At 53.1% G+C, this 20,465-nt stretch carries 25 protein-coding genes; 14 read left to right on the top strand and 11 right to left on the bottom strand.

What is annotated here, in order from left to right; genetic code table 11:
- Positions 1 to 111: 111 nt before the first annotated feature.
- Genes AC2FCQ_RS03735 through AC2FCQ_RS03745 form a run of 3 tightly spaced genes read left to right on the top strand, consistent with a single transcriptional unit; the run spans position 112 to position 1,779 of the window.
- Positions 112 to 600, top strand: a complete 489-nt coding sequence (locus AC2FCQ_RS03735; protein WP_404759702.1) for an MEKHLA domain-containing protein — start codon at positions 112 to 114, stop codon at positions 598 to 600.
- Complete coding sequence (locus tag AC2FCQ_RS03740) at positions 587 to 1,252, top strand: O-methyltransferase (protein ID WP_490307592.1); 666 nt, start codon at positions 587 to 589, stop codon at positions 1,250 to 1,252. Before AC2FCQ_RS03735 ends, AC2FCQ_RS03740 begins: the two co-directional genes overlap by 14 nt.
- Positions 1,253 to 1,275: 23 nt before the next feature.
- Positions 1,276 to 1,779, top strand: a complete 504-nt coding sequence (locus AC2FCQ_RS03745; RefSeq protein WP_490307593.1) for a cupin domain-containing protein — start codon at positions 1,276 to 1,278, stop codon at positions 1,777 to 1,779.
- Here AC2FCQ_RS03745 and AC2FCQ_RS03750 read toward each other — a convergent pair.
- Positions 1,744 to 2,598, bottom strand: a complete 855-nt coding sequence (locus AC2FCQ_RS03750; protein WP_209633079.1) for an aminoglycoside phosphotransferase family protein — start codon at positions 2,596 to 2,598, stop codon at positions 1,744 to 1,746. The two genes, AC2FCQ_RS03745 and AC2FCQ_RS03750, sit on opposite strands and share 36 nt — an antisense overlap.
- A 143-nt stretch (positions 2,599 to 2,741) precedes the next feature.
- On the opposite strand from AC2FCQ_RS03750, the gene AC2FCQ_RS03755 reads away from it, so the two are divergent.
- On the top strand, positions 2,742 to 3,119 hold the full coding sequence (locus AC2FCQ_RS03755) for a RidA family protein (RefSeq protein WP_404759704.1): 378 nt from the start codon (positions 2,742 to 2,744) through the stop codon (positions 3,117 to 3,119).
- A 216-nt stretch (positions 3,120 to 3,335) separates the two neighbouring features.
- Positions 3,336 to 3,605: a hypothetical protein gene (locus AC2FCQ_RS03760; RefSeq protein ID WP_209633077.1), complete on the top strand. Its 270-nt coding sequence runs from the start codon at positions 3,336 to 3,338 to the stop codon at positions 3,603 to 3,605.
- On the opposite strand, the gene AC2FCQ_RS03765 is transcribed toward AC2FCQ_RS03760, so the two are convergent.
- Entirely contained in the window at positions 3,602 to 3,997 is a 396-nt protein-coding gene (locus tag AC2FCQ_RS03765) for a nuclear transport factor 2 family protein (RefSeq protein WP_265556130.1), read from the bottom strand. The two genes, AC2FCQ_RS03760 and AC2FCQ_RS03765, sit on opposite strands and share 4 nt — an antisense overlap.
- A gap of 234 nt (positions 3,998 to 4,231) precedes the next feature.
- Between AC2FCQ_RS03765 and AC2FCQ_RS03770 the strand changes: the two genes are divergently transcribed.
- The 4 genes from AC2FCQ_RS03770 to gstA all read left to right on the top strand — a co-directional run bounded on the left by AC2FCQ_RS03770 (position 4,232) and on the right by gstA (position 7,221).
- Positions 4,232 to 4,894: an HD domain-containing protein gene (locus AC2FCQ_RS03770; RefSeq protein WP_209633075.1), complete on the top strand. Its 663-nt coding sequence runs from the start codon at positions 4,232 to 4,234 to the stop codon at positions 4,892 to 4,894.
- 105 nt (positions 4,895 to 4,999) lie between these two features.
- Positions 5,000 to 5,266, top strand: coding sequence for a DUF3811 domain-containing protein (yjbD, locus tag AC2FCQ_RS03775; RefSeq protein ID WP_209633074.1), 267 nt, complete (start codon positions 5,000 to 5,002; stop codon positions 5,264 to 5,266).
- Between the two features lie 372 nt (positions 5,267 to 5,638).
- Positions 5,639 to 6,523, top strand: a complete 885-nt coding sequence (gene dapA / locus AC2FCQ_RS03780; RefSeq protein ID WP_209633073.1) for a 4-hydroxy-tetrahydrodipicolinate synthase — start codon at positions 5,639 to 5,641, stop codon at positions 6,521 to 6,523.
- Positions 6,524 to 6,615: 92 nt separating this feature from the next.
- Entirely contained in the window at positions 6,616 to 7,221 is a 606-nt protein-coding gene (gene gstA / locus AC2FCQ_RS03785; protein WP_209633072.1) for a glutathione transferase GstA, read from the top strand.
- A gap of 45 nt (positions 7,222 to 7,266) precedes the next feature.
- Here the strand turns inward: gstA and pdxY are convergent, their stop codons facing one another.
- The 5 genes from pdxY to anmK all read right to left on the bottom strand — a co-directional run bounded on the left by pdxY (position 7,267) and on the right by anmK (position 11,872).
- On the bottom strand, positions 7,267 to 8,127 hold the full coding sequence (pdxY, locus tag AC2FCQ_RS03790; RefSeq protein ID WP_404759706.1) for a pyridoxal kinase PdxY: 861 nt from the start codon (positions 8,125 to 8,127) through the stop codon (positions 7,267 to 7,269).
- A 65-nt stretch (positions 8,128 to 8,192) separates the two neighbouring features.
- Positions 8,193 to 9,467 carry a tyrosine--tRNA ligase gene (tyrS, locus tag AC2FCQ_RS03795; protein ID WP_209633070.1) on the bottom strand — a complete coding sequence of 425 codons (1,275 nt, stop codon included), beginning with the start codon at positions 9,465 to 9,467 and terminating at the stop codon, positions 8,193 to 8,195.
- 194 nt (positions 9,468 to 9,661) lie between these two features.
- Positions 9,662 to 10,315 (bottom strand): pyridoxamine 5'-phosphate oxidase, encoded by a 654-nt coding sequence (pdxH, locus tag AC2FCQ_RS03800; protein WP_209633069.1) that lies wholly within the window; start codon positions 10,313 to 10,315, stop codon positions 9,662 to 9,664.
- 87 nt (positions 10,316 to 10,402) lie between these two features.
- Positions 10,403 to 10,705: an MliC family protein gene (locus tag AC2FCQ_RS03805; RefSeq protein WP_490307594.1), complete on the bottom strand. Its 303-nt coding sequence runs from the start codon at positions 10,703 to 10,705 to the stop codon at positions 10,403 to 10,405.
- Positions 10,706 to 10,750: 45 nt separating this feature from the next.
- Positions 10,751 to 11,872, bottom strand: coding sequence for an anhydro-N-acetylmuramic acid kinase (gene anmK, locus AC2FCQ_RS03810; RefSeq protein WP_490307595.1), 1,122 nt, complete (start codon positions 11,870 to 11,872; stop codon positions 10,751 to 10,753).
- A 369-nt stretch (positions 11,873 to 12,241) separates the two neighbouring features.
- On the opposite strand from anmK, the gene AC2FCQ_RS03815 reads away from it, so the two are divergent.
- Positions 12,242 to 12,706 (top strand): outer membrane lipoprotein, encoded by a 465-nt coding sequence (locus tag AC2FCQ_RS03815; RefSeq protein WP_026142354.1) that lies wholly within the window; start codon positions 12,242 to 12,244, stop codon positions 12,704 to 12,706.
- An 89-nt stretch (positions 12,707 to 12,795) separates the two neighbouring features.
- Here the strand turns inward: AC2FCQ_RS03815 and slyA are convergent, their stop codons facing one another.
- Positions 12,796 to 13,230, bottom strand: a complete 435-nt coding sequence (gene slyA / locus AC2FCQ_RS03820) for a transcriptional regulator SlyA (RefSeq protein WP_037418732.1) — start codon at positions 13,228 to 13,230, stop codon at positions 12,796 to 12,798.
- Between the two features lie 180 nt (positions 13,231 to 13,410).
- Between slyA and AC2FCQ_RS03825 the strand changes: the two genes are divergently transcribed.
- From AC2FCQ_RS03825 to AC2FCQ_RS03835, 3 genes are read left to right on the top strand one after another with little or no spacing between them, the layout of a single operon-like run.
- The gene (locus tag AC2FCQ_RS03825; protein WP_073963435.1) at positions 13,411 to 13,647 is read left to right on the top strand and encodes a DUF1656 domain-containing protein; all 237 of its coding nucleotides are present in this window, start codon (positions 13,411 to 13,413) and stop codon (positions 13,645 to 13,647) included.
- Between the two features lie 3 nt (positions 13,648 to 13,650).
- Entirely contained in the window at positions 13,651 to 14,508 is an 858-nt protein-coding gene (locus AC2FCQ_RS03830; protein ID WP_209633066.1) for an efflux RND transporter periplasmic adaptor subunit, read from the top strand.
- Positions 14,509 to 14,517: 9 nt separating this feature from the next.
- The gene (locus tag AC2FCQ_RS03835; protein WP_209633065.1) at positions 14,518 to 16,551 is read left to right on the top strand and encodes an FUSC family protein; all 2,034 of its coding nucleotides are present in this window, start codon (positions 14,518 to 14,520) and stop codon (positions 16,549 to 16,551) included.
- 6 nt (positions 16,552 to 16,557) lie between these two features.
- Here AC2FCQ_RS03835 and sodC read toward each other — a convergent pair whose 3' ends face one another.
- Positions 16,558 to 17,082 (bottom strand): superoxide dismutase family protein, encoded by a 525-nt coding sequence (gene sodC / locus AC2FCQ_RS03840; RefSeq protein WP_209633064.1) that lies wholly within the window; start codon positions 17,080 to 17,082, stop codon positions 16,558 to 16,560.
- A gap of 240 nt (positions 17,083 to 17,322) precedes the next feature.
- Between sodC and AC2FCQ_RS03845 the strand changes: the two genes are divergently transcribed.
- Positions 17,323 to 19,170, top strand: a complete 1,848-nt coding sequence (locus tag AC2FCQ_RS03845) for a polyurethane esterase (RefSeq protein WP_490307596.1) — start codon at positions 17,323 to 17,325, stop codon at positions 19,168 to 19,170.
- 40 nt (positions 19,171 to 19,210) lie between these two features.
- Here AC2FCQ_RS03845 and AC2FCQ_RS03850 read toward each other — a convergent pair whose 3' ends face one another.
- Together AC2FCQ_RS03850 and AC2FCQ_RS03855 are read right to left on the bottom strand one after the other, a co-directional pair.
- Positions 19,211 to 20,107 carry an aldo/keto reductase gene (locus AC2FCQ_RS03850; RefSeq protein WP_490307597.1) on the bottom strand — a complete coding sequence of 299 codons (897 nt, stop codon included), beginning with the start codon at positions 20,105 to 20,107 and terminating at the stop codon, positions 19,211 to 19,213.
- A 99-nt stretch (positions 20,108 to 20,206) separates the two neighbouring features.
- A complete protein-coding gene (locus tag AC2FCQ_RS03855) occupies positions 20,207 to 20,446 on the bottom strand; it encodes a DUF1289 domain-containing protein (RefSeq protein WP_209633061.1) in 240 nt (79 codons plus the stop codon).
- Positions 20,447 to 20,465: the final 19 nt, after the last annotated feature.

The following is a 20,465-nucleotide window of genomic DNA, read 5'->3' on the forward strand; positions in this document are numbered from 1 at the left end:
GCGACCTTCGCACATGGGTTAATGTGGCAATTTTTTTCCCCTTCGGTGATCTTCTGCTTAACTGAAAGTGGGAAAGCTCGTTGCCCATAATGGACCGTTAAGGGAGCCGCCATGCCATCTTCCGTGCAAATTGATCTGATTCAGCAAATTGACGCCGCTTACCGCCATTGGACAGGCGATGGATTACCCGGCCCGCAGGCGGCCGCTGACGAGCGGCTCGCCTGGTTACATCAGCAAGCGCCTTACAGCTTGTTGGCTCACGCGGACGGCGACGACCCGTTGTTTACCTATGCCAATCACTGTGCTCAGCACTGCTTTGGCTATTCCTTTGATGAATTTATCGCGCTGCCTTCACGACTGAGTGCTTCACCGGCGGATCGCGCGGAGCGTCAGCAATTGCTGGATAAAGTCACGCTGAAAGGGATTGCACAAGGATATTGTGGTCTACGCGTGGATAAATTTGGGGATGCCTTCACCATTTATGACTGCGCGGTGTGGCAAATCCCCGGCGGCGGCCAAGGTGCCCTGTTCTGGCCGCAACCCAAACGCCGGCCGGGCTGGTATAGCCAACAACATCAGGTGAACCATGCAAGGCAATAACCGCTGGGCGCAGGTTGACGCTTATCTCGTCGACAAACTGGTCGAACAGGATGACGCTCTGTTGCAGGCGCTGGCTGCCAACGGCGCAGCAGGATTACCCGACCACGACGTCGCGCCAAATCAGGGCAAATTGCTGCATCTGTTTGCCCTGATGGTGAATGCCAAGCGTATTCTGGAGATCGGGACCTTAGGCGGTTACAGCACCATTTGGTTGGCGCGTGCATTAGCACCGGGCGGCTTAGTGGTGTCGCTGGAGGCCGATCCACGCCATGCTGAGATAGCCAGACACAATATTGCCCGCGCAGGGCTGAGTGAATGCGTTGCGTTACGGGTCGGACCGGCGCTCAACAGCCTGCCGCAATTGCAGCAAGAAGCCCCTTTCGATCTGATCTTTATTGATGCCGACAAACCCAATAATCCTGATTATTTACGATGGGCGCTGGCGTTGTCTCGCCCCGGAACGGTGATTATCGGCGATAACGTCGTACGTGACGGCGCAGTTACCGACTCAACAAGCCGTGACGAGCGGGTTCAGGGTGTAAGGCGTTTTTTTGACATGATGGCCAATGAACCTCGTCTCAGCGCTACCGCATTGCAGACCGTAGGGAGTAAGGGGTGGGATGGTTTTTCCATCGCCATAGTTAACTATTAGGTTACACCGTCACGAGAAAACTCATGAATGACCACGCCACGCTGTTAGCTCAGCGTCTGATCCGCAATATCGAACAGGTTGAAAAAACGCACGACCAGCGCCCACCTCTTTATGACAGCGTCGGCGCCCGCTTGGCTACTGGCACCGCTGCCAGCAAGTTGGGTGCATCCATAGACATCGTGGCGCCGGGCATGCGCTCCTGCCCTTATCATTTTCACTATGCACAGGAAGAAATGTTCATTGTACTTGAGGGGACAGGCAGCTTACGGGTTGCGGGTGAACAACTGCAGATCAAAACCGGCGACGTTATTTTTATCCCGCCGGGGCCGGAATACCCGCATCAGATCATCAACACGTCAGACACGCCGTTGAAATACCTTTCCATCAGCACTCGCGAACAACCCGAACTGGTGGAATATCCGGACTCGGGCAAGTTTTTGGCGTCAGCCCTGCGTGAAGATGCTCAACCGGTGCGTTACATGCAACGCCCTTCAGCGTCGCTCGATTATTGGCAGGATGAACCCTGAGTCGCCTTCAGGTATCGCGAGCCCCAATGCTCGCGCGGCCTGCTCGGCTACTCGGAAATCAATATCCGCCGCCTCGCCGTCCTCCATGAACCAGGCCGCGGACAATCCTGCCCAGGCGAGGATCCACTGCAACAGTCGCTGCCGTTCGAACCCCGCCAATTGGCAGACCTGTTCAACCCGGCGGGAAAAAATGTCAGGATCGGTCGCGACACCGTAATTAGGGTTGCAGAAGATATTGGCGTAGTCGAAGGCACGTTCGCCATAGAGACGTTTGGGATCGATCACCAACCAACCGCGGTCACCGAAGTCCAACACGTTGTCATGGTGGATATCACCATGCAATACGCTCTGTTCGCGCGGGCTGGTCAGTAATTCAGCCGCCACGTTAGCGCTCAGGCGCAGCATGCCACCGTGAGCCTGAGCCGCTGGCCACAAAGAGCTAAACCACTGGTGTAGAGGGATAAGATCCGGCAATGGCTGCGAACGCGGTACATGCAGGCGGGCAACCACCTGACAAAGAATTGCCGTCGCCTGCTGATCGTCACCTTCACGGACCATCTGGGCCAGCGAACGCGTCCCTTGCGCGCGCTCTAACAAGATGCCATCGTCGTGCCGTGCGAGAACTTGCGCAGCGCCTTCGCCCTGCCACCAGCACATTAATAGCCCGCCGAATTTTTCTTCCTCTTCGCGTGCGATTTTCAACATCGCAGGAGCCCCTTGATAGCGCACCGGCATCAGCAGGCTGCTGTGGGTTTCAAAAGCCTGTCCGTCGGGCTGCAACTGCCAACGTTGCATATAGGGAATTAAGGCTTGATTCATTACCCTGAAATATCCTTCACAGTTATAAATGAATGTTAGTGATACTATTAGAAATCAATAGATCTCAGCGTACTTCCGATGTTCTTCGCTCTATCCTAACCAAGTTTGTTTATTTTTTTAATTAATCTCTCGGGGTTTTAATCATGACATCATTGAAGCGCATTAATTATCCGCACTTGCCGACACCTGGCGGCCCCTATGTCCATGCTGTGCGCCATGGAGATACATTGTATGTGTCCGGGCTGACGGCATTTGCCACTGAGGCTCAGGGGCAAGCAACGCAACAACAAGCACAGGCTATTTTGGAGCAGTTGGCGACCATCACCGCGGCGGAAGGTGCGAACCTAAAAGCGCTGATTAAAATAACGGTATTTTTAACCAATATCGGCGATCTGCAGACCCTTCGGCCCGTGCTGTTTGACTACTTTGATGGTGCGCTACCAGCCTGTTCACTGGTTGAGGTCAGCGCACTCTTCTCACCGCAGGTTAGCGTGGAGATCGAGGCCGTGGTGGCATTATGAGTTTGGGGCGCTACAACGCGCCAAAATTGAATAAACAATCCATTATGCTGCATAAATATACCAACGCGCATTACAAAGAATTCGCCAGTCAGTACGCAAGTTTTCAATGAGGGAGCTGCCGACAAGAAAAACAGGGCCGCGCATGCGTTAAGCTTTGCCGCTATCAGGAATATTCTGCTAATTTACCGCTAAGAAATTTATTACCGACGAGACGTTATGCAACAAAAGCCGGTTATGCACGAAGCCAGACAATTAAAGCGCCTCAACGCCGCCACGCGACGACAATCCCATATGTACAAATGGATTGCCTTTATCGCGGCGATGGACGCTGTGTTGGTGTTTTTTTATGACCGGGATATGCGCAACATCACCTTTTCAGGCGCCGTTGCGCTGGTATGCGGGTATTTGTGGATCCGCGATCGCAACAAGGCGCGCGGTTACCGGCGGGAGTACGATCGCAAATTTGGCAAGCACAGTGGCCATTAGCCCTGCATGGCCTCCAGCACTTTTGCACTGTCTACGATTTGCACAAATTTCACGATTTTCCCCGCACGTAGCTGATAAATATGCGCAAAGGATGCGGTGAAAGACTTACCGGTGGCGCCATAGGTACCATGATAGAACCCTTGGGCAATCACGTTATCACCTGCATCATAAAAATGGTCAACATCCGCGCGGTAACCCTGCCACTCCGTTCCTAAACGCTGATGAACATTTTTAAAGATCGCCTGTGGGCCAATATAGGTACCGGCATAGGGAAACCCTGCAGCTTCCGTCCATTCCGCGTCGGGCGCTAACGCCGCCAGCAGGTTGCGACCATTCTCTTCTGCACTGCCACCCTCATAAGTAGCGCGTACAATTTCAAGATTCGTTGGCATGACATTTCTCCGGTGGCGTGAGCGGGATATTCCGGCCATACCCCACGGACACAGGTTTACACCAAGCGGGGATGACCGGAATAAGACCATTGTAGGTTGCTTATTCCGGTACAAAAACCGCAATTGCGGCAATAGTCCGTTGCAGTATAGTAAACAATTCTTTTACCGCATTGTCATAACCGGCTCATTGACGGCTGTTATAATCTGTTGCTTTCCGACAACAAGGAACACAACGTGCATTCTTCCCTGCCGCAAGCCCTACTGCAGCCTTTCTCGCCCTATCAGGAACTGGCGCAGGCATTGCTGCCACTGACGCTCGATTCCGATGATGGCTCGCATGATGTGGCCCATTTGCACCGGGTGTGGAAAAACACCTGTAAGATCAGTCAACATGAAGGCGGTGACCGCCGCATTCTGTGTGCTGCCGTCTTGCTGCATGACTGTGTGGCCGTGGAAAAGAATTCGCCCCAGCGGCACCTGGCCTCACGCATGGCGGCCGAAAAAGCCGGTTTACTGCTGACGCAGCTGGGTTGGGCCGCGCAAGACATCGCCAAAACCGCTCACGCTATTGAGGCGCACAGTTTTTCCGCCGCCATTACGCCAGAGACGCTTGAAGCAAAGATCATGCAAGACGCAGACCGTCTGGACGCCATCGGTATGGTTGGCGTCGCACGTTGCTTCTATATTGGTGGACGCATGCGCAGCGCACTGTACGATGCAGCCGATCCGCTGGCACACCATCGTCAGTATGACGATAAACGTTTTACACTGGACCACTTCGAAACCAAGCTGTTCAAACTCCAGGACGATTTCCAAACCGTCACCGGTAAAACAATGGCGCAAGAGCGCACCGAGCGCATGCGACGCTTCCTTAGCGACTTGCTGGACGAGGTGTGAACGGATAATTTCCCCTGCCCGGTCGTTCCGTTAAGCCAGCGGCATCTTCGGCTCGCTAATTGCTGTACACTGACTGTCATCTTCACTGACCAGGCTATGACGATAATGAAAAAATTGACGCTGAAAGACATGACGGAAAGCGAGCAACGTGAAGTTAAAACCGAGCTGGACAAGGCACGCAAAAGTCTCGGCCGCGCATTGACCAATGCTGAAAATAACAAGATCAAGGATGAAGTCGTGGCACGTATCACCGCCGCCCGTGCAAAAATTGAAAAAGCGACGCGTGCCGAGCGCAAAGCCAATCGCATTCAGCCCACTGGGGAAACCTATAGCTGGACAGCCTCAATGAACAGCACACGTCGCCCTCGCTAAACCTCCGCCCCAAAACCCCGTATTGACGGGGTTTTACTCCCCCATTGTTGATTAGCCAAACTCATCAGCCCGTCTTAATCATGAATAACCGTGTTATCAAGCGGTTGTAAATTGACAGCATCATGCAGAATATTCATTATCACCGCATATCCACTTTTCATGAGACTGCTATGGCCAACCTCAACAACAATGACGCTCCTCAGATGCCGACATTGCGCCTTGCGGGTTTGCTCGCGGTTAATTCGAAGAAACAGACGCTTATTTGACTGGGGCGTAGGGTCCCGTCAGATGAGCTGACAGGGCGGTACGCAACTCGTCTCCTCTCTTGTTTTCTCATCTGGCTTCTTATTGCACGCATTGAAGGAAATTAATATGGCCTCATTCTCCGGTATTTGGGTTGCGCTGGTGACCCCATTCAATAACAGCGCCGTCGACCTGCCTGCGACTCAACGGCTGGCTCAACACCTGATCGCCTCTGGGGTCGATGGGTTGGTGGTCTGCGGTACTACCGGAGAAGCGGCGGCATTGAGCACCGACGAACAGCTGGCAGTGCTCGACGCGGTACTGGCCGTGACACCGGCTCATCAAGTGGTTATGGGGCTGTCCGGTAATAACATGCGTGACACACTGCAAATGCAGCAGGCGATCCAACTGCGCGACATTGCTGGTGTACTGATCCCCGCGCCCTATTACATTCGCCCGTCGCAATGTGGTCTGGTGGACTATTTCACCCAGCTTGCCGATGCCTCAAACGTGCCGGTAATCCTGTACAACATTCCGCAACGCACCGGCGTGGTGATCGAGCTGGCCACCCTTCGCCAGATCGCACGCCATCCGCAGGTAAAAGCCATTAAGGACTGCGGCGGTAATCCGGACACCACCATGGCACTCATTAGCGATGGTGAGATCGACGTTCTGACAGGCGAAGATAATCTGATCCTCACCACGCTGTGCCTCGGCGGCACGGGCGCCATTTCCGCCTCAGCGCATATTCACCCGGAGCGCTTTGTGCAGCTGGTGCAACAGGTTGCCAACGGTGATCTGATCGCCGCACGCGCCAACTTCTACTCGCTGTTGCCGATGATCCACCAGATGTTCAGTTTCCCTAACCCCGCGCCGGTCAAGGCTGCACTGGCTCTGCAAGGGTTGATCCGCAATGAGTTGCGCTCGCCAATGCAAAGCGTGCCGCAGGCGTTGCAGCAGCAAATTGCCACTACCCTGGCACAGCTTGAACCCGAAGAAGCATTGATAAGTTAATTTTGTCGGTTAACCCGCTGTAATTTTGACGTTATGGAGCTAGGATCAGAGGTTAAGCATGCCTGTCACTTATCACTCTCAAGGAGCTTTCGATGAAACTGTTCTATAAAGCCGGTGCCTGTTCTCTGTCCCCTCATATCGTTCTGCGTGAGGCGGGCCTGGATTTTACGGCGGAAAAGGTTGATCTCGCGCTGAAGAAAACCGAAAGCGGCGCAGATTACCTGACCATCAACCCAAAAGGACAGGTGCCGGCGTTACTGCTTGATGATGGCAGCCTGCTGACTGAAGGCGTAGCGATTGTGCAATATCTTGCCGACCGCGTTCCGGATCGCGGGCTGATCCCGGCGGCGGGCACATTGTCACGCTACCACGCTATTGAATGGTTAAACTATATTGCGACGGAGCTGCATAAAGGCTTCAGTCCGCTGTTTAACCCGAAAACGCCGGAAGAATACAAAACCTTTTCGCGGGAGAAACTGGATAAGCAGTTCGACTACCTGGATTCGGTGCTGGCGAAGCAGCATTTCTTGTTAGGGGCGCGCTTTAGCGTCGCTGACGCTTACTTGTTCACCATCTTGCGGTGGGCAATTGCTATGCAGTTTGATCTCAAAAAACGCGCGCACTTATCCGCTTATTTTGAGCGCGTAGCGGCACGACCGGCGGTGGATGCAACGTTAAGTGCCGAAGGGCTGAAATAATACCCACGCCCCGGCAGGTTTTCTTGCCGGGGCGCTGAATCTGACTTAAACCTTTACCGCTTTAAATTCACACGTCGGTTGTACAATGCGGTCTTGCGCCGCCACGACCTGCAACTCATACTCACCCATTGCCTGCGTGGTCAGCATGACCTCATAGACTGCTGCCGTAACGTGTTCCAACGCGTTATCCAGCGCCTCACCCTTCAGCAAATTAACCAACAACAGGCCGCTGGTCAGATCGCCCACGCCCACAGGCTGCCGAGAACCAAAATCCACTAGCGGGCGGCTAATGTGCCAAGCCTGATCGACCGTAACCAACAGCATCTCAAAACAGTCGCTATGATAGCCAGCACGGCTCAAATGCTTGACCAACACCACTTTTGGCCCTTTGGCAATTAATTCGCGCGCAGCGCTTACCGCTTGATCAACATCAGCGATGGTACGCTGGCTCAATAACTCCAGCTCCAGCAGGTTGGGTGCGATCATGTCACTGCATGGCAATGCCTGCTGGCAATGAAACTCCGCCACGCCCGGCGCGACTATGCACCCCTTCTCCGGGTGACCCATAACGGGATCGCAGAAGTACCACGCGTTCGGATTAGCCTGCTTAACCTGACGCACGATCTCCAGAATATGGCTACCCTGTTCCGGCGAACCTATGTAGCCACTCAGCACAGCATCGCAATGCTTCAGTTGGTTAATATCGGCAATACCTTGCGCAATCTCAGTCAGGTGGCTGGCTGGCATCACGCAGCCGGTCCATTTGCCATATTGAGTATGATTGGAAAACTGTACGGTATTGAGTGGCCAAACGTTTACACCCATGCGGCGCATCGGAAATTCTGCAGCGCTATTACCTGCATGGCCAAAAACAACATGAGATTGAATAGAAAGAATGTTTTTCATCAAAGACCTGCCCTGACGCCTTAAAAATAAAGGGGCCGCTGAGGGCCCCTTTGCTGCAATTTTGATTACTTCCAATCCACCAGGCAGTAATGCTTTTTACCACGACGCAGAAGCGTGTAGCGACCAAACAGGCGATCGGTATCGCTGAAGGTGTATTCGGCGTTGGACTGTTTCTCACCGTTGATGGTCACCGCATTGGAACCGATCATGGTGCGCGCCTGGCCGCGTGAAGGCACCAATTCGGCATTCACCAGCGCCTGTTGCAGATCGGCGTCGCCGTCAAGTTTAATTGTCGGCATACCGTCCTGCGCCAACTGGGCAAAGTCCGCTTCCGTCATGTCGTGCAGCGCGCCGGAGAACAGGCTTTGCGTGATGCGCTTGGCCGCAGCCAGGCCTTCAGCACCGTGCACCATACCGGTCACTTCTTCCGCCAACACATATTGCGCACGTGGTGCCTTGCCGCTGTTCTTGTCTTCTTCTTCCAGCGCGTTGATGTCTGCCAGATCCATAAAGGTGAAGAACTTCAGGAAACGGTATACGTCAGCATCGGCCGTGTTAATCCAGAACTGGTAGAACTTGTAAGGACTGGTTTTTTCTGGTGCCAGCCAGACTGCGCCGCCTTCCGTCTTACCGAACTTGGTCCCGTCGGCTTTGGTGATCAATGGCACCGTCAGGCCGAAGACCTGTTGCTGGTGCATACGACGGGTCAAGTCGATGCCGGAGGTGATATTGCCCCACTGATCGGAACCACCGATCTGCAGTTCAACCTGATGACGGTTGTACAGCTCGGAGAAGTCAAAACCCTGCAACAGGTTGTAGGAGAACTCAGTGAAAGAAATACCCGAGTCGTCACGGTTCAGACGCTGCTTCACCGCTTCCTTGTTGATCATTTGGTTGACCGAGAAATGCTTACCAATATCACGCAGGAAGGTCAGCACATTCATGCCACCAAACCAGTCGTAGTTGTTGGCGGCAATCGCGCTGTTGCTACCACAGTCAAAATCGAGGAACGGGGAAACCTGCTTGCGGATTTTATCCACCCACTCGTTCACCGTTTCGGTGGTGTTCAACTTACGCTCGGCCGCTTTGAAGCTCGGATCACCGATCAAACCGGTGGCACCGCCCACCAACGCTACCGGCTTGTGACCGGCAAGCTGGAAGCGCTTCAGGCACAACAGAGGAACCAGATGGCCCAAATGCAAGCTGTCAGCGGTCGGATCGAAACCGCAATACAGTGCAATTGGCCCTTGCGCCAGTCGCTCTGCTAACGCTTCCTCATCCGTAACCTGGGCAACGAGGCCCCGCTCTTGCAGTTGTTTAATCAAGTTGCTGCTTGCCATCAATGACTCCATGTATAAACGAATGCACCTTTGTCGGTACACGACCTTTCGCCCACTGGCGAAATATTAAATTCAGAATAACGCATATAGTCTAACCCGTTCGAGCCGCAGGAAGGCTGCCGCTTGAAATATGACGGGTATAGAATAAAGCGCCGGCGGCATCAGTACCAGCGCTTAAGGGGGATTTTCGGTCTTCAGGGTGCCAGTCGGTCAATTTTCCAGTCATTCCCGTCCCGTTGATACAGGAAACGGTCATGCAGACGGTTGGCGCCGCCCTGCCAAAACTCGACGGAGTCGAAATTAACCCGGAACCCGCCCCAGAAACTTGGCAGCGGTACTTCGCCCTGTTGGAATTTTTGCTTCAGCTCGAGGAATTTACTTTCCAGCACACCACGCGCGGAAATGCGCGATGACTGTTGCGACACCCACGCGCCAATCTGGCTGTCTTTTGGCCGGCTGGCGAAGTACTTCATAACCTCTAAAGTGGATAACCGCTCCGCTTTGCCGAGGAAAATCACTTGTCGCTCAAGCATGTGCCATGGGAACAGCAGGCTAATATGTGGGTTCTGTGCTAACTGTTGTGCCTTGCGGCTGCCCAGATTGGTGTAGAACACCAACCCTTTGTCATCATAATGTTTCAGCAGCACAATACGCTGATAGGGCTGCCCGTTCTCGTCCACCGTCGCTACACACATCGCCGTGGGATCGGCCAAGCGCGCGTCGCACGCCTGTTTCAGCCAGCGTTCAAACAGCGTTAACGGATTAGCAGTCAGATCGTTGCGGCGCAAGCCACCCCGAGTGTATTCACGGCGCAAGTCCGCGACATCAAACTCATTATTTTCAATCATCCGGTTATCAACCAACTGAAAAATCGTGATTCTATTCTGCGCCAGCGGCGTCAGGATCTCAATCGCTCTGACGCCGCACCCGCTGGATCAATTAGCCAGCGTACAGTCGCTCATGATCACTTTGCCATTACGCTCAAGGTAGGCGTTTTGACCCTTCGACCAAAAGGTGTATTTGCCGTCGCTGTATTTGGCACCGGACATGGCCAACACCTGTTTCAGCTTCAGCTGTTCGCCGTCCATCAACATGCTGACGGTGCTCTCCTTACCGTCCAGCGACACCGTCAACGGCGTGGTGCCACATTGGTAATGCAACGTCTGGCTGCCTTGCGGTAAAACGTAGCTACAGCCAGCCAATGCCAGTACCCCGGCGGAAATAATGACTTTTTTCATGCGATTGCTCCTTAGGAAAACCTGTCGATTTCTATCCTAACAGAGCTAACGCCCCCCCAAAGGCAAAACCGGATAAATCCCACCCAGCAGCGTTTCACAACTTGCCCCCGTTACTGAAGGCAGGTTGCCGGGCTGCCCAGACAACGTACGGAACGCCAGCCAGGCAAAGGCTAACGCTTCCATATCATCACCACTGATCCCGAAATCATCCGTCAGGCACACTTCTGTACCGGGCAACAATGCCGACATCCGCGCCATCAGCAACGTGTTACGAGCCCCGCCGCCACACACCAGCAGGCGCTCGCAGCCTCCCGCTAACTGAACCTGTTCACAGATGGTGATCGCCGTCAGTTCCGCCAACGTCGTTTGTACATCGACGGGACTGACCACGGCCAATCCCGCCAGTTGACGTTCAAGCCAGGCCGCATTGAAATACTCGCGTCCCGTGCTTTTTGGCGCAGGCAGCGCAAAATAGGGATCGGACAGCATTTGCTGCAACAAAGGCAGGCAGACCCGCCCTTCCATAGCCCAGCCGCCGTCTTTATCGTAAGCCTGGGAACGGTGACGCCATATCCAGGCATCCATAAGCATATTGCCCGGCCCGGTGTCAAAACCACGCACCGGCGCCCCCGGCAATAGCATCGAGAGATTGGCGATCCCACCAATATTCAGCACCATACGGCGCTCGACCGGATGCGCCAACAGTGCCTGATGGAAGGCGGGCACTAATGGGGCACCCTGGCCACCATAAGCCATGTCACGACGACGAAAATCGCCAACGGTGGTGATATTGGTTAGCGCAGCGATACGATTATTGTCACCCAATTGCATTGAGAAACGTGCATCGCCGTCGGGCTCATGCCATACCGTCTGCCCATGGCAACCAACGGCAGTAATGTCTTGAGCCGTCAGACCGGTTTGTTTCAGCAGGCCAAGCACCGCCTCCCCAAAGAGTGTGCCAAGCTGAGCATCCAGCCTGCCTACCGCAGAAAGTGTGGTCTGCTGTCCCTGGCACATGCCGAGGATGTCTTGCTTTAGTTGAATCGGTATCGGATGGCTGTAGCTGGCCTGTTGCGCGACCACTCGTCCGTCGATCGCAGCAAGCACCACGTCGACGCCATCCAGACTGGTGCCAGACATAACACCTATATAGCGGCCTGACTTCATAGCAACATCCCTTACCCCAGACGGGGAAGCAAAATTTTAACTTGATAAATAAACCAGAATTGAAACATTAACGCCATGAATTATGATGTCTTTTTTCACCTCTGTGAGCAATGCGCCTGTTTACTCGCCTATTCTCCATAGCGATAACCTCGGCTAAACAACAGCTCAATATGCGACGGAATTTCTTCCTATACTGTTATAAAGCTAAACCACCGTTTATTATTGGTTGAACAGTGCAAAGTTAAGCTGCGTGCAGTAACAGGTCATGGTGATATCCGCACGTTTACGCCATACTTTATCTATCTTTTTCACTGAATATGGCCTGGAAAGGTTCCCCAGGTTATGGACTACTACCAACAGGAGTTTTATATGATCAAGCGTCTTCTCGTCGTTGCTATCGCCGCAGTTACGCTGGCAGGGTGTGCTAATGATTCCATGTCAGGCGACGTGTATTCCGCTTCGCAGGCCAAACAGGTGCAAACCGTGACTTACGGTACGCTGGTTTCAGTGCGTCCAGTCAAGATCCAGGGTAGTGAAACGTCGAATACCATTGGCGCGATCGGGGGTGCCGTTTTGGGTGGCTTCCTTGGTAATACCGTGGGTGGCGGTACGGGTCGTAGCTTGGCGACGGCTGCAGGCGCAGTGGCAGGTGGTGTAGCAGGTAACAGCATCGGTGAAGCGGCCGGTCGTACTTCAGGCTACGAGCTGGAAATCAAGACAGACCAGAAAGAGAACATCGTGGTGGTTCAGAAGGCTGGAGACACCAAGTTCAGCCCGGGTCAACGTGTTCGTATGGCTCGCACCGGCGACACCATTACCGTATCCCCGCTGTAAACTCAGCGTATCAGGTAAAACCGGAGGCTTTAGGCCTCCGGTTTCATTTCCGATGCTGTGAAATCTAATCGTAAAAAATAAAGAAAATCTTATTGTTTGTTTTGCAGTTCAGTTATGTTTTGTTCCAGCTTATCAATCAAACCAACCAACAGCTGCACTTCATCAATGCTAATGCCACTCAGAATCTCACCACGCGTAGAGCTGATGACGCTGTCCACTTCCCTGATAATGGGGTCGGCCGCTTCAGTCAGTTTGATACGCTTAGCACGCCGGTCGTTGGCGCAGGTGTGGCGAGTAATCAGCCCCTTCTCTTCCAGCTGGTCCAACGTACGAACCAATGATGGTTGCTCAATACCGATCGCCTTGGCCAGTTGGATCTGCGACTGCTCCGGCGGCAAACGATTGATACTGTGCAGAGTAACCCAGTGTGTTTGCGTAAGCGCCAACGGCTTGAGCCGATGATCGATAAGCGCGCGCCAAACACGAACTAATCGTGCTAGATCTGAACCTAATGTTGACTCCACTTCCCCCTCCTTATAATTAGCATGCTAATATACCCTCCCAGAGCTTAGACTATTTTGAGTAACTCACATTAAAAACACAAATGTATATAATGTATATTGTGGAAATAGCCACCATTTTGAGCGGTTATTGTTTATTATCTATGCAAACACTCAACATATTCACTCATCGGGATTGTTAATGTGAATACTTCATGGCTCCATGCCTCGTCCCCTTTGCCCGATTTGGTCTTGGGCGCCTCACTTTATTTTCCGCCCATATTTAAGGCTTTTCTGCTCGGACTCGTTTTATGGCTGCTGGTACACCAGTTGTTGCGAGACTGGATTTATTCTGGTGAAATTTGGCACCCCATGCTGATGGACTTGTCTATTTTCGTCATCGCCGTCAGCGGCTCCCTGTGGATTTTAGCGAGTTGGTAACCCATGACGCGTAAAACATTAAAATACTTTTCTACGGTAATCGTCTGCGCCATTGCCATCTGTGCCGGTTGGTGGCTCTGGAATTATTATATGCAATCCCCGTGGACCCGTGATGGAAAGGTGCGTGCCGAGCTCGTCAATATCACACCAGAAGTTTCTGGAAGATTAGAGAAAATAACGGTTCATGACAATCAGTTCATACCTGCGGGAAGTCTGATTTTTACGATCGACCCGGTGCCATACCAGATTGCACTCGACAATGCTGAGGCCGCATTGGCAAAAGCACAATCCGACATGGCCAAGGCTGACCACGAGGCGGCGCGACGCCGAGGTCTGCCGAAGAATGTTATTTCGGCTGAAGACATGGACGAGTCAAATTTAGCGGCCCAGGCAATGAAAGCCGCATATAAAGCTGCCCAAGCGAATCTTGAACAGGCTAAATGGAATTTAAGTAAAACTAAAATCTACGCCCCTACCGATGGCTATATCACCAATTTACAAACTCGGGTTGGAAACTATGCCAGCGTAGGTACGCCGTTGGTCGCACTGGTCGATGTACACTCGTTTTATGTGCTCGGTTATTTTGAAGAAACCAAGCTAAAACATATAAAAGAAGGCAATAAAGCGGATATCGTTTTATATAATGGCAACATACCACTTCAAGGCGAGGTGGAGAGTATTGGCCGCGCTATTTACGATCAGAGTGTTGAAAGCAGCAGCGATTTATTAATGGATGTAAAACCCAACGTGCCTTGGGTTCGCTTGGCGCAACGCGTGCCGGTACGGATAAAACTACTGAATGTCCCCACTGATTTACCGTTAGTGGCCGGTACAACCTGTACCATCTCGATTCATCAGTAAGGCTAACGAGTGAACCTGCCCTTTTTGGAATGGAACCGTACCCCCTGGGGGAAAGCCACCGGTGGACAATGGCGTTATGCGCTGCGCAACTCGCTGGCAATGTGCCTGTCGCTTTGGGTGGCCTTCGTCCTGAATCTTGACGAACCCTATTGGGCGTTAACCTCGGCGGCGGTGGTCAGTTTCCCCACCGTGGGCGGTGTAATAAGTAAAAGTATTGGCCGCGTTTTCGGTAGCCTGGTGGGAGCGGCCGCTTCGGTCGCCATCGCCGGTCATTGCCTGAACGACCCTTGGTTATTCACGCTGTTTATCGCGGCGTGGATCGGTCTGTGCACATACATTTCAAATCATTATCAGAATAACGTCTCTTACGCCTTTGCCCTGGCGGGCTATACCGCCGCTATCATTGCATTCAGCACGGTCAACGTCACGGATACCCAGCAAATCTTCGATATCGCGCAGGCCCGCGTTTGCGAAGTGATCACCGGTATTCTGTGCGGTGGCCTGATGATGATGATCTTGCCCAGCACCTCGGACGGTGAAGCACTCTTGACCTCATTAAGGCGCATGCATTTACGTCTGCTGGAACATGCAGCAATGCTATGGCAACCGGAAATCACCCTGCAGATGCGCACATCACATGAAGGGGTGATCGGCCAGATTCTGACCATGAATCTGTTGCGTATTCAGGCCTTCTGGAGTCACTACCGACTGCGTCGACAAAATAACCTCCTCAATTATATGTTGCATCAGCAGCTACGCATTACCAGCGTCATCTCCAGCCTGCGCCGTATGCTGCTGAACTGGCCGGACCGCCCTGCGAACCTGGCGGCCGTTTTGGATCAATTGCTGACCGAACTCCGTCATCCCGACACCGACAAATACCGTCTTGCACGCATCCTGCAGCAGATCGCCCCGCAGGATCCGGCAGATTACCGCCACCGCGCCTTTTGGCTACGCCTGCGGCATTTTTGCTGGTTATACCTGAACTGCAGCCGTTGGTTATTGCGGCTCGAGAGCGCAACACCCGTCAGCGATATCCAACCGCCACGCGTGACCTCGCTGGCTCGCCATACCGACAGTTATGAGGCCGCCTATAACGGCCTGCGCACCTTCTTATGCATCGTCCTCGGTTGTGCCTACTGGATTAACACTCAGTGGGACGCGGGGAGCTCAGCCCTGACGCTGATCGCTATCAGCTGCGTGCTGTATTCCTCCACACCGTCCCCCATCAACAGCATCAAGACGTTGTTAAAAGCCGTGCTATTGCTGTCAATTGCCTGTTTCGTGGTGAAATTCGGCTTGATGATTCAGATTGATGATTTTTGGTTGTTCTGCGCGTTTCTGTTCCCGGTGCTGGTCACGATGCAGATGTTCAAACTGCAACATCCATCCTACGCGGCATTATGGGGACAACTGATTGTATTTATGGGCTCTTTCCTTTCCGTCACCAATCCACCAAGCTACGATTATCAGTCTTTTATTAACGACAGTATCGGTAAAATTGTTGGGGTGCTGCTGGCCGGCCTGGCATTCCAGATCTTACGGCCCAGTTCGGACAAACGTAAAAGCCGGCGGATTATTCGTGCCCTGCGACGCGACTTTATCGATCAGTTAAGCAAAAAGCCGCAGCAGAGCGAAAGCCAGTTTGAATCGCTGATTTATCACCGCATCAGTCAATTGAACCAAAGTCAGGATCAAGAAGCGCGTAGTTGGTTATTGCGCTGGGGTGTCGTGTTACTTAACTGCAGCCATATCGTCTGGCAATTACGCGGCTGGCAAACACGATCCGATCCGCTCTCAGCGGTACGTGACGTCTGCATTCACTGCCTGCGAGGCATTATGACGGAGAAAGGTGTGCAGCACAGCTCGCTAGACGCCACGTTGCAGGAGTTGCTGCGAATGAGCAATGCATTGGCGCACCACCCGGATCAGGCGGCACGCGATCTTGCCGGACTCATTTGGCGGCTGTACTGCTCGTTGCAACAGCTACAGCAGGCGATTACGCCACCAGACACGACAATAGCGGTGCCCGCAGCCCACTGACCGACGTTACGATTTAATGACGCCGCAGGCGAAACGTTCCCCTCCGCCCCCCAGCGGTTTCGGATGGTCGGCGTTATTATCGCCCCCCGCATGGACCATCAGTGCTTTGCCGGTTATTTCGCTGATTTTCTTCAGCCGGGGGGCCAACACCGGATACGTAGCCATACCGTCGTCTGTCACATAGAGCGCCGGCAGGTCGCCCAAATGGCCATCAGCATAAGGGCCAAGGTGCTTGCCGGTTTTTTGCGGATCAAAGTGCCCGCCCGCTGCCAGCGCAGCAACCGCCTTGCCCTCTTTCATGCCCGGCTCGCAGCTGCCATTTTCATGAACATGAAAACCATGCACGCCGGGCGGCAACGCTTTTAGTTGCGGTGTAAACATCAGGCCGTAAGGCGTTTCACTGATTGTCACCTTGCCAATGTCCTGGCCAATTCCCTGTCCGGTCACCAGATTCATGTCAACATCTACCGTTGCCGCCTGAGCGACTCCGCAGGCCATCAGGCCGAAGGCCGCATACCAATAATGTTTCATTCATCAATCTCCTTTGAATAACTGTGAGTATTCAGTATAGGGGAATGTGTGACGCCACCACTCAAAACAGGCACATTTTCGACCATCAAGTTCGCATTATTAATAATTATTACTAATAATAATTCTACCGATGTCGGTCCTCTGACCAGATATCGGTAGATACACTCTGCTTACCTGCAACCGCTGCAAAGGCTATTCAAAGATCACCCCGGCAATGCAGCAAATTCATAAGGAACTGATATGGGAATCTTTAATTATCAAGGCCTCGATGAGGCAAAGTCCAAAGTGTTATTTACCGATGCCATGGCGATTTCTACCTATGCCTATCACAATATCGATAATGGTTTTGACGAAGGCTACCATACGACCGGTTTTGGATTGGGCTTGCCGTTGACGCTGGTGACTGCGTTGATTGGCAGCACACAGTCACAAGGCGGGTTGCCTGGTATTCCGTGGAATCCGGATTCGGAAAAGGCAGCACTGGCAGCGGTAAATAGCGCCGGTTGGTCCTTGATAAGCGCCGATCAATTAGGTTATCAGGGGAAGACTGATGCCCGAGGTACCTATTATGGTGAGACGCTGGGCTATACCACGGCCCAAGCCGAGGTGCTGGGAAAATATGACGACGCGGGTCATCTGACCGGCATTGGCATTGCTTTTCGTGGCACCAGTGGCCCGCGAGAGTCATTAGTCACCGATACCATCGGTGACGTGATCAACGATGTGCTGGCCGGGTTCGGGCCAAAGGGTTATGCGGACAACTACAGTCTGAAGGCCTTTGGCAACCTGTTGGCCGATGTGGCCAAATTTGCCCAGGCGCAGGGCCTAAGCGGGGATGATGTGACCATCAGCGGCCATAGTCTTGGCGGATTGGCGGTGAACAGCATGGCGGCACTCAGCGACAACAACTGGGGTGGTTTCTATGCGCAATCCAGCTATGTGGCATTTGCCTCGCCGACGCAATACGAGACGGGCGGCAAAGTGATCAACATCGGTTACGAAAATGACCCGGTATTCCGCGCGCTTGATGGCACAACGCTCACGCCTTCCTCGTTAGGGGTACACGATGCGCCACAAGAGTCTGCCACCAATAATATCGTTAACTTTAACGATCACTATGCCTCCGCAGCCTGGAACATCCTGCCCTTCTCCATTCTGAATATTCCAACCTGGCTATCTCATCTGCCGTTCTTTTATCAAGATGGGTTAATGCGGGTGCTAAACTCCGAGTTTTACTCGCTGACCAGTAAAGATTCGACGGTGATCGTCTCAAACCTCTCCGATGTCACCCGTGGTAATACCTGGGTGGAGGATCTCAACCGCAACGCAGAGAAACACAGCGGTCCGACGTTTATCGTGGGTAGCGACGGTAATGATTTAATTAAAGGCGGTGCAGGCAATGATTATCTTGAGGGCCGTGCCGGTAATGATACTTTCCGCGACAGTGGCGGCTTTAACATCATTTCCGGTGGTGAAGGCAACAACACACTGGATCTGCAACACGCCTTGAAAAAGACTGAAGTTGCCTACGACGGTAATACCCTCTACTTGCGCAACGCTAACGGCGACATCACCCAGGCAACCTCGATTAATACGCTGAAAAGTACAGAGTCGTCACTGCTGATTTTCACCAAAGACGTTGCGCATCAGGTAACCGACAGTGGGTTACTCTCGGAGAAAGGACTGACTGCCTATGCCAGCTCGGAAAAAGGGGGAGCAACCAATGACATCCTGACAGCCAAAGACGCCGGCTCTTGGTTATTCGGCCTTGACGGTGATGACCAACTCTTCGGCGGCAAAGGCAACGATGTGTTTGTCGGAGGCGCCGGCAACGACATCATGTACAGTCAGGGCGGCAGCAACACTTTCTTGTTCAGCGGTAACTTTGGACAAGATCAGATTTATGGCTATCAGGCACAAGACAAACTGGTCTTTATGGGGACACCGGGCAGCAGTTCGGGCGGCGATTACCGCGATTTTGTGTCCGAAGTGAACGACAATCTGGTGTTTAACTTTGGCGGCAATACGGTCACGCTGGTCGGGCTAGGGTTGAACAGCTTGTCGGACGGACAGGTCGTTTTGGCGTAAAAGAAGGGGCAGCCAAGGCTGCCCCGTTTATTGTCAATGATCAGGGTACGTCGTAACCCAGTGCCGCTTTACGAATACGGAACCACTGTTGGCGATTCAGCGTCAACGCTTGCGCCTTCAACGCCGAACGCACACGTTCAATCTTGCCGGAGCCGATGATCGGTAGCGGCGCAGACGGCAAGCGCATGACCCACGCGTAAACCACTTGTTCAATCGTCTCCGCACCAATTTCCTGCGCAACGGCCTGTAACTCGTCACGCAGTGGCTGGAACTCGACATCGTTGAAGAGACGCCCCCCACCCAGGCAAGACCACGCCATAGGTTTGATACGCAACTGCTGGCACTGATCCAACGTACCATCCAGAATACTCGGCTGGTGGATCGGCGAAATTTCAAGTTGATTGGTCACCAGCGAGAATGGCAAGCGTGATTGCAGCAGTGTAAATTGCGCTGGCGTGAAGTTGGAAACACCGAAGTGGCGGACTTTGCCGCTTTTGTGCAACGCCACAAAGGCCTCAGCCACTTCATCAGCATCCATCAGCGGGTCTGGGCGGTGGATCAATAACAGGTCAAGATAATCGGTGTGCAGATTCGCCAACGATGTCTCCGCGCTGCCAACGATATGCTTACGCTCAGTAATGTAGTGTCCAATGGGATTGCCCGGTTTAGCCGTGGTGGCAATACCGCATTTGGACACCAGCTCCATAGACTGACGCAACGAAGGCTTAAGGCGCATCGCGTCGCCAAAGGCTTGTTCACAGGCATAACCACCATAGATGTCAGCGTGATCGGCAGTCGTCACTCCCAGTTCGATATGTTGCTCAATGAATGCCAGCAACTGCTGCGGTGACATGCCCCACTCCATCAAACGCCAATATCCGCAAATCATGCGAGAAAACTCAGGCCCCTGCGGTGCGAGTTGAATACGGTTTACCATTATTGAAACCTCATGACAGTGTTTAAAGCCAGCATACACAAGCAGATAACGCAGTGGGAAGCGGAAAGCCACACTTACGTGCGGCAGATCAGGAATGCGTCAGAACAATGAGGGTTGCTCGGGTTGCGGATCATCAGGCTGTTTATTGGCGCGTTGCAGGCGCAGGAAGCGCTGGCGACACAGGCGCAACACGTCACGCTTTTGCGCATCGCTCATTTGCATCCAGCCAAAGCGTTCCTCGCGGCTGCGCAAGCAACCACGACAAAAACCGCGGTCGTCGGCCTGACAAATGCCGCGACACGGGCTGGGGATGTCAAAAAACTCAAGCTGCTGCGGCACACGTCCTCCTGCGTTCTTT

This window comes from Serratia sp. CoH_134_PS_4 (genome assembly GCF_058190535.1).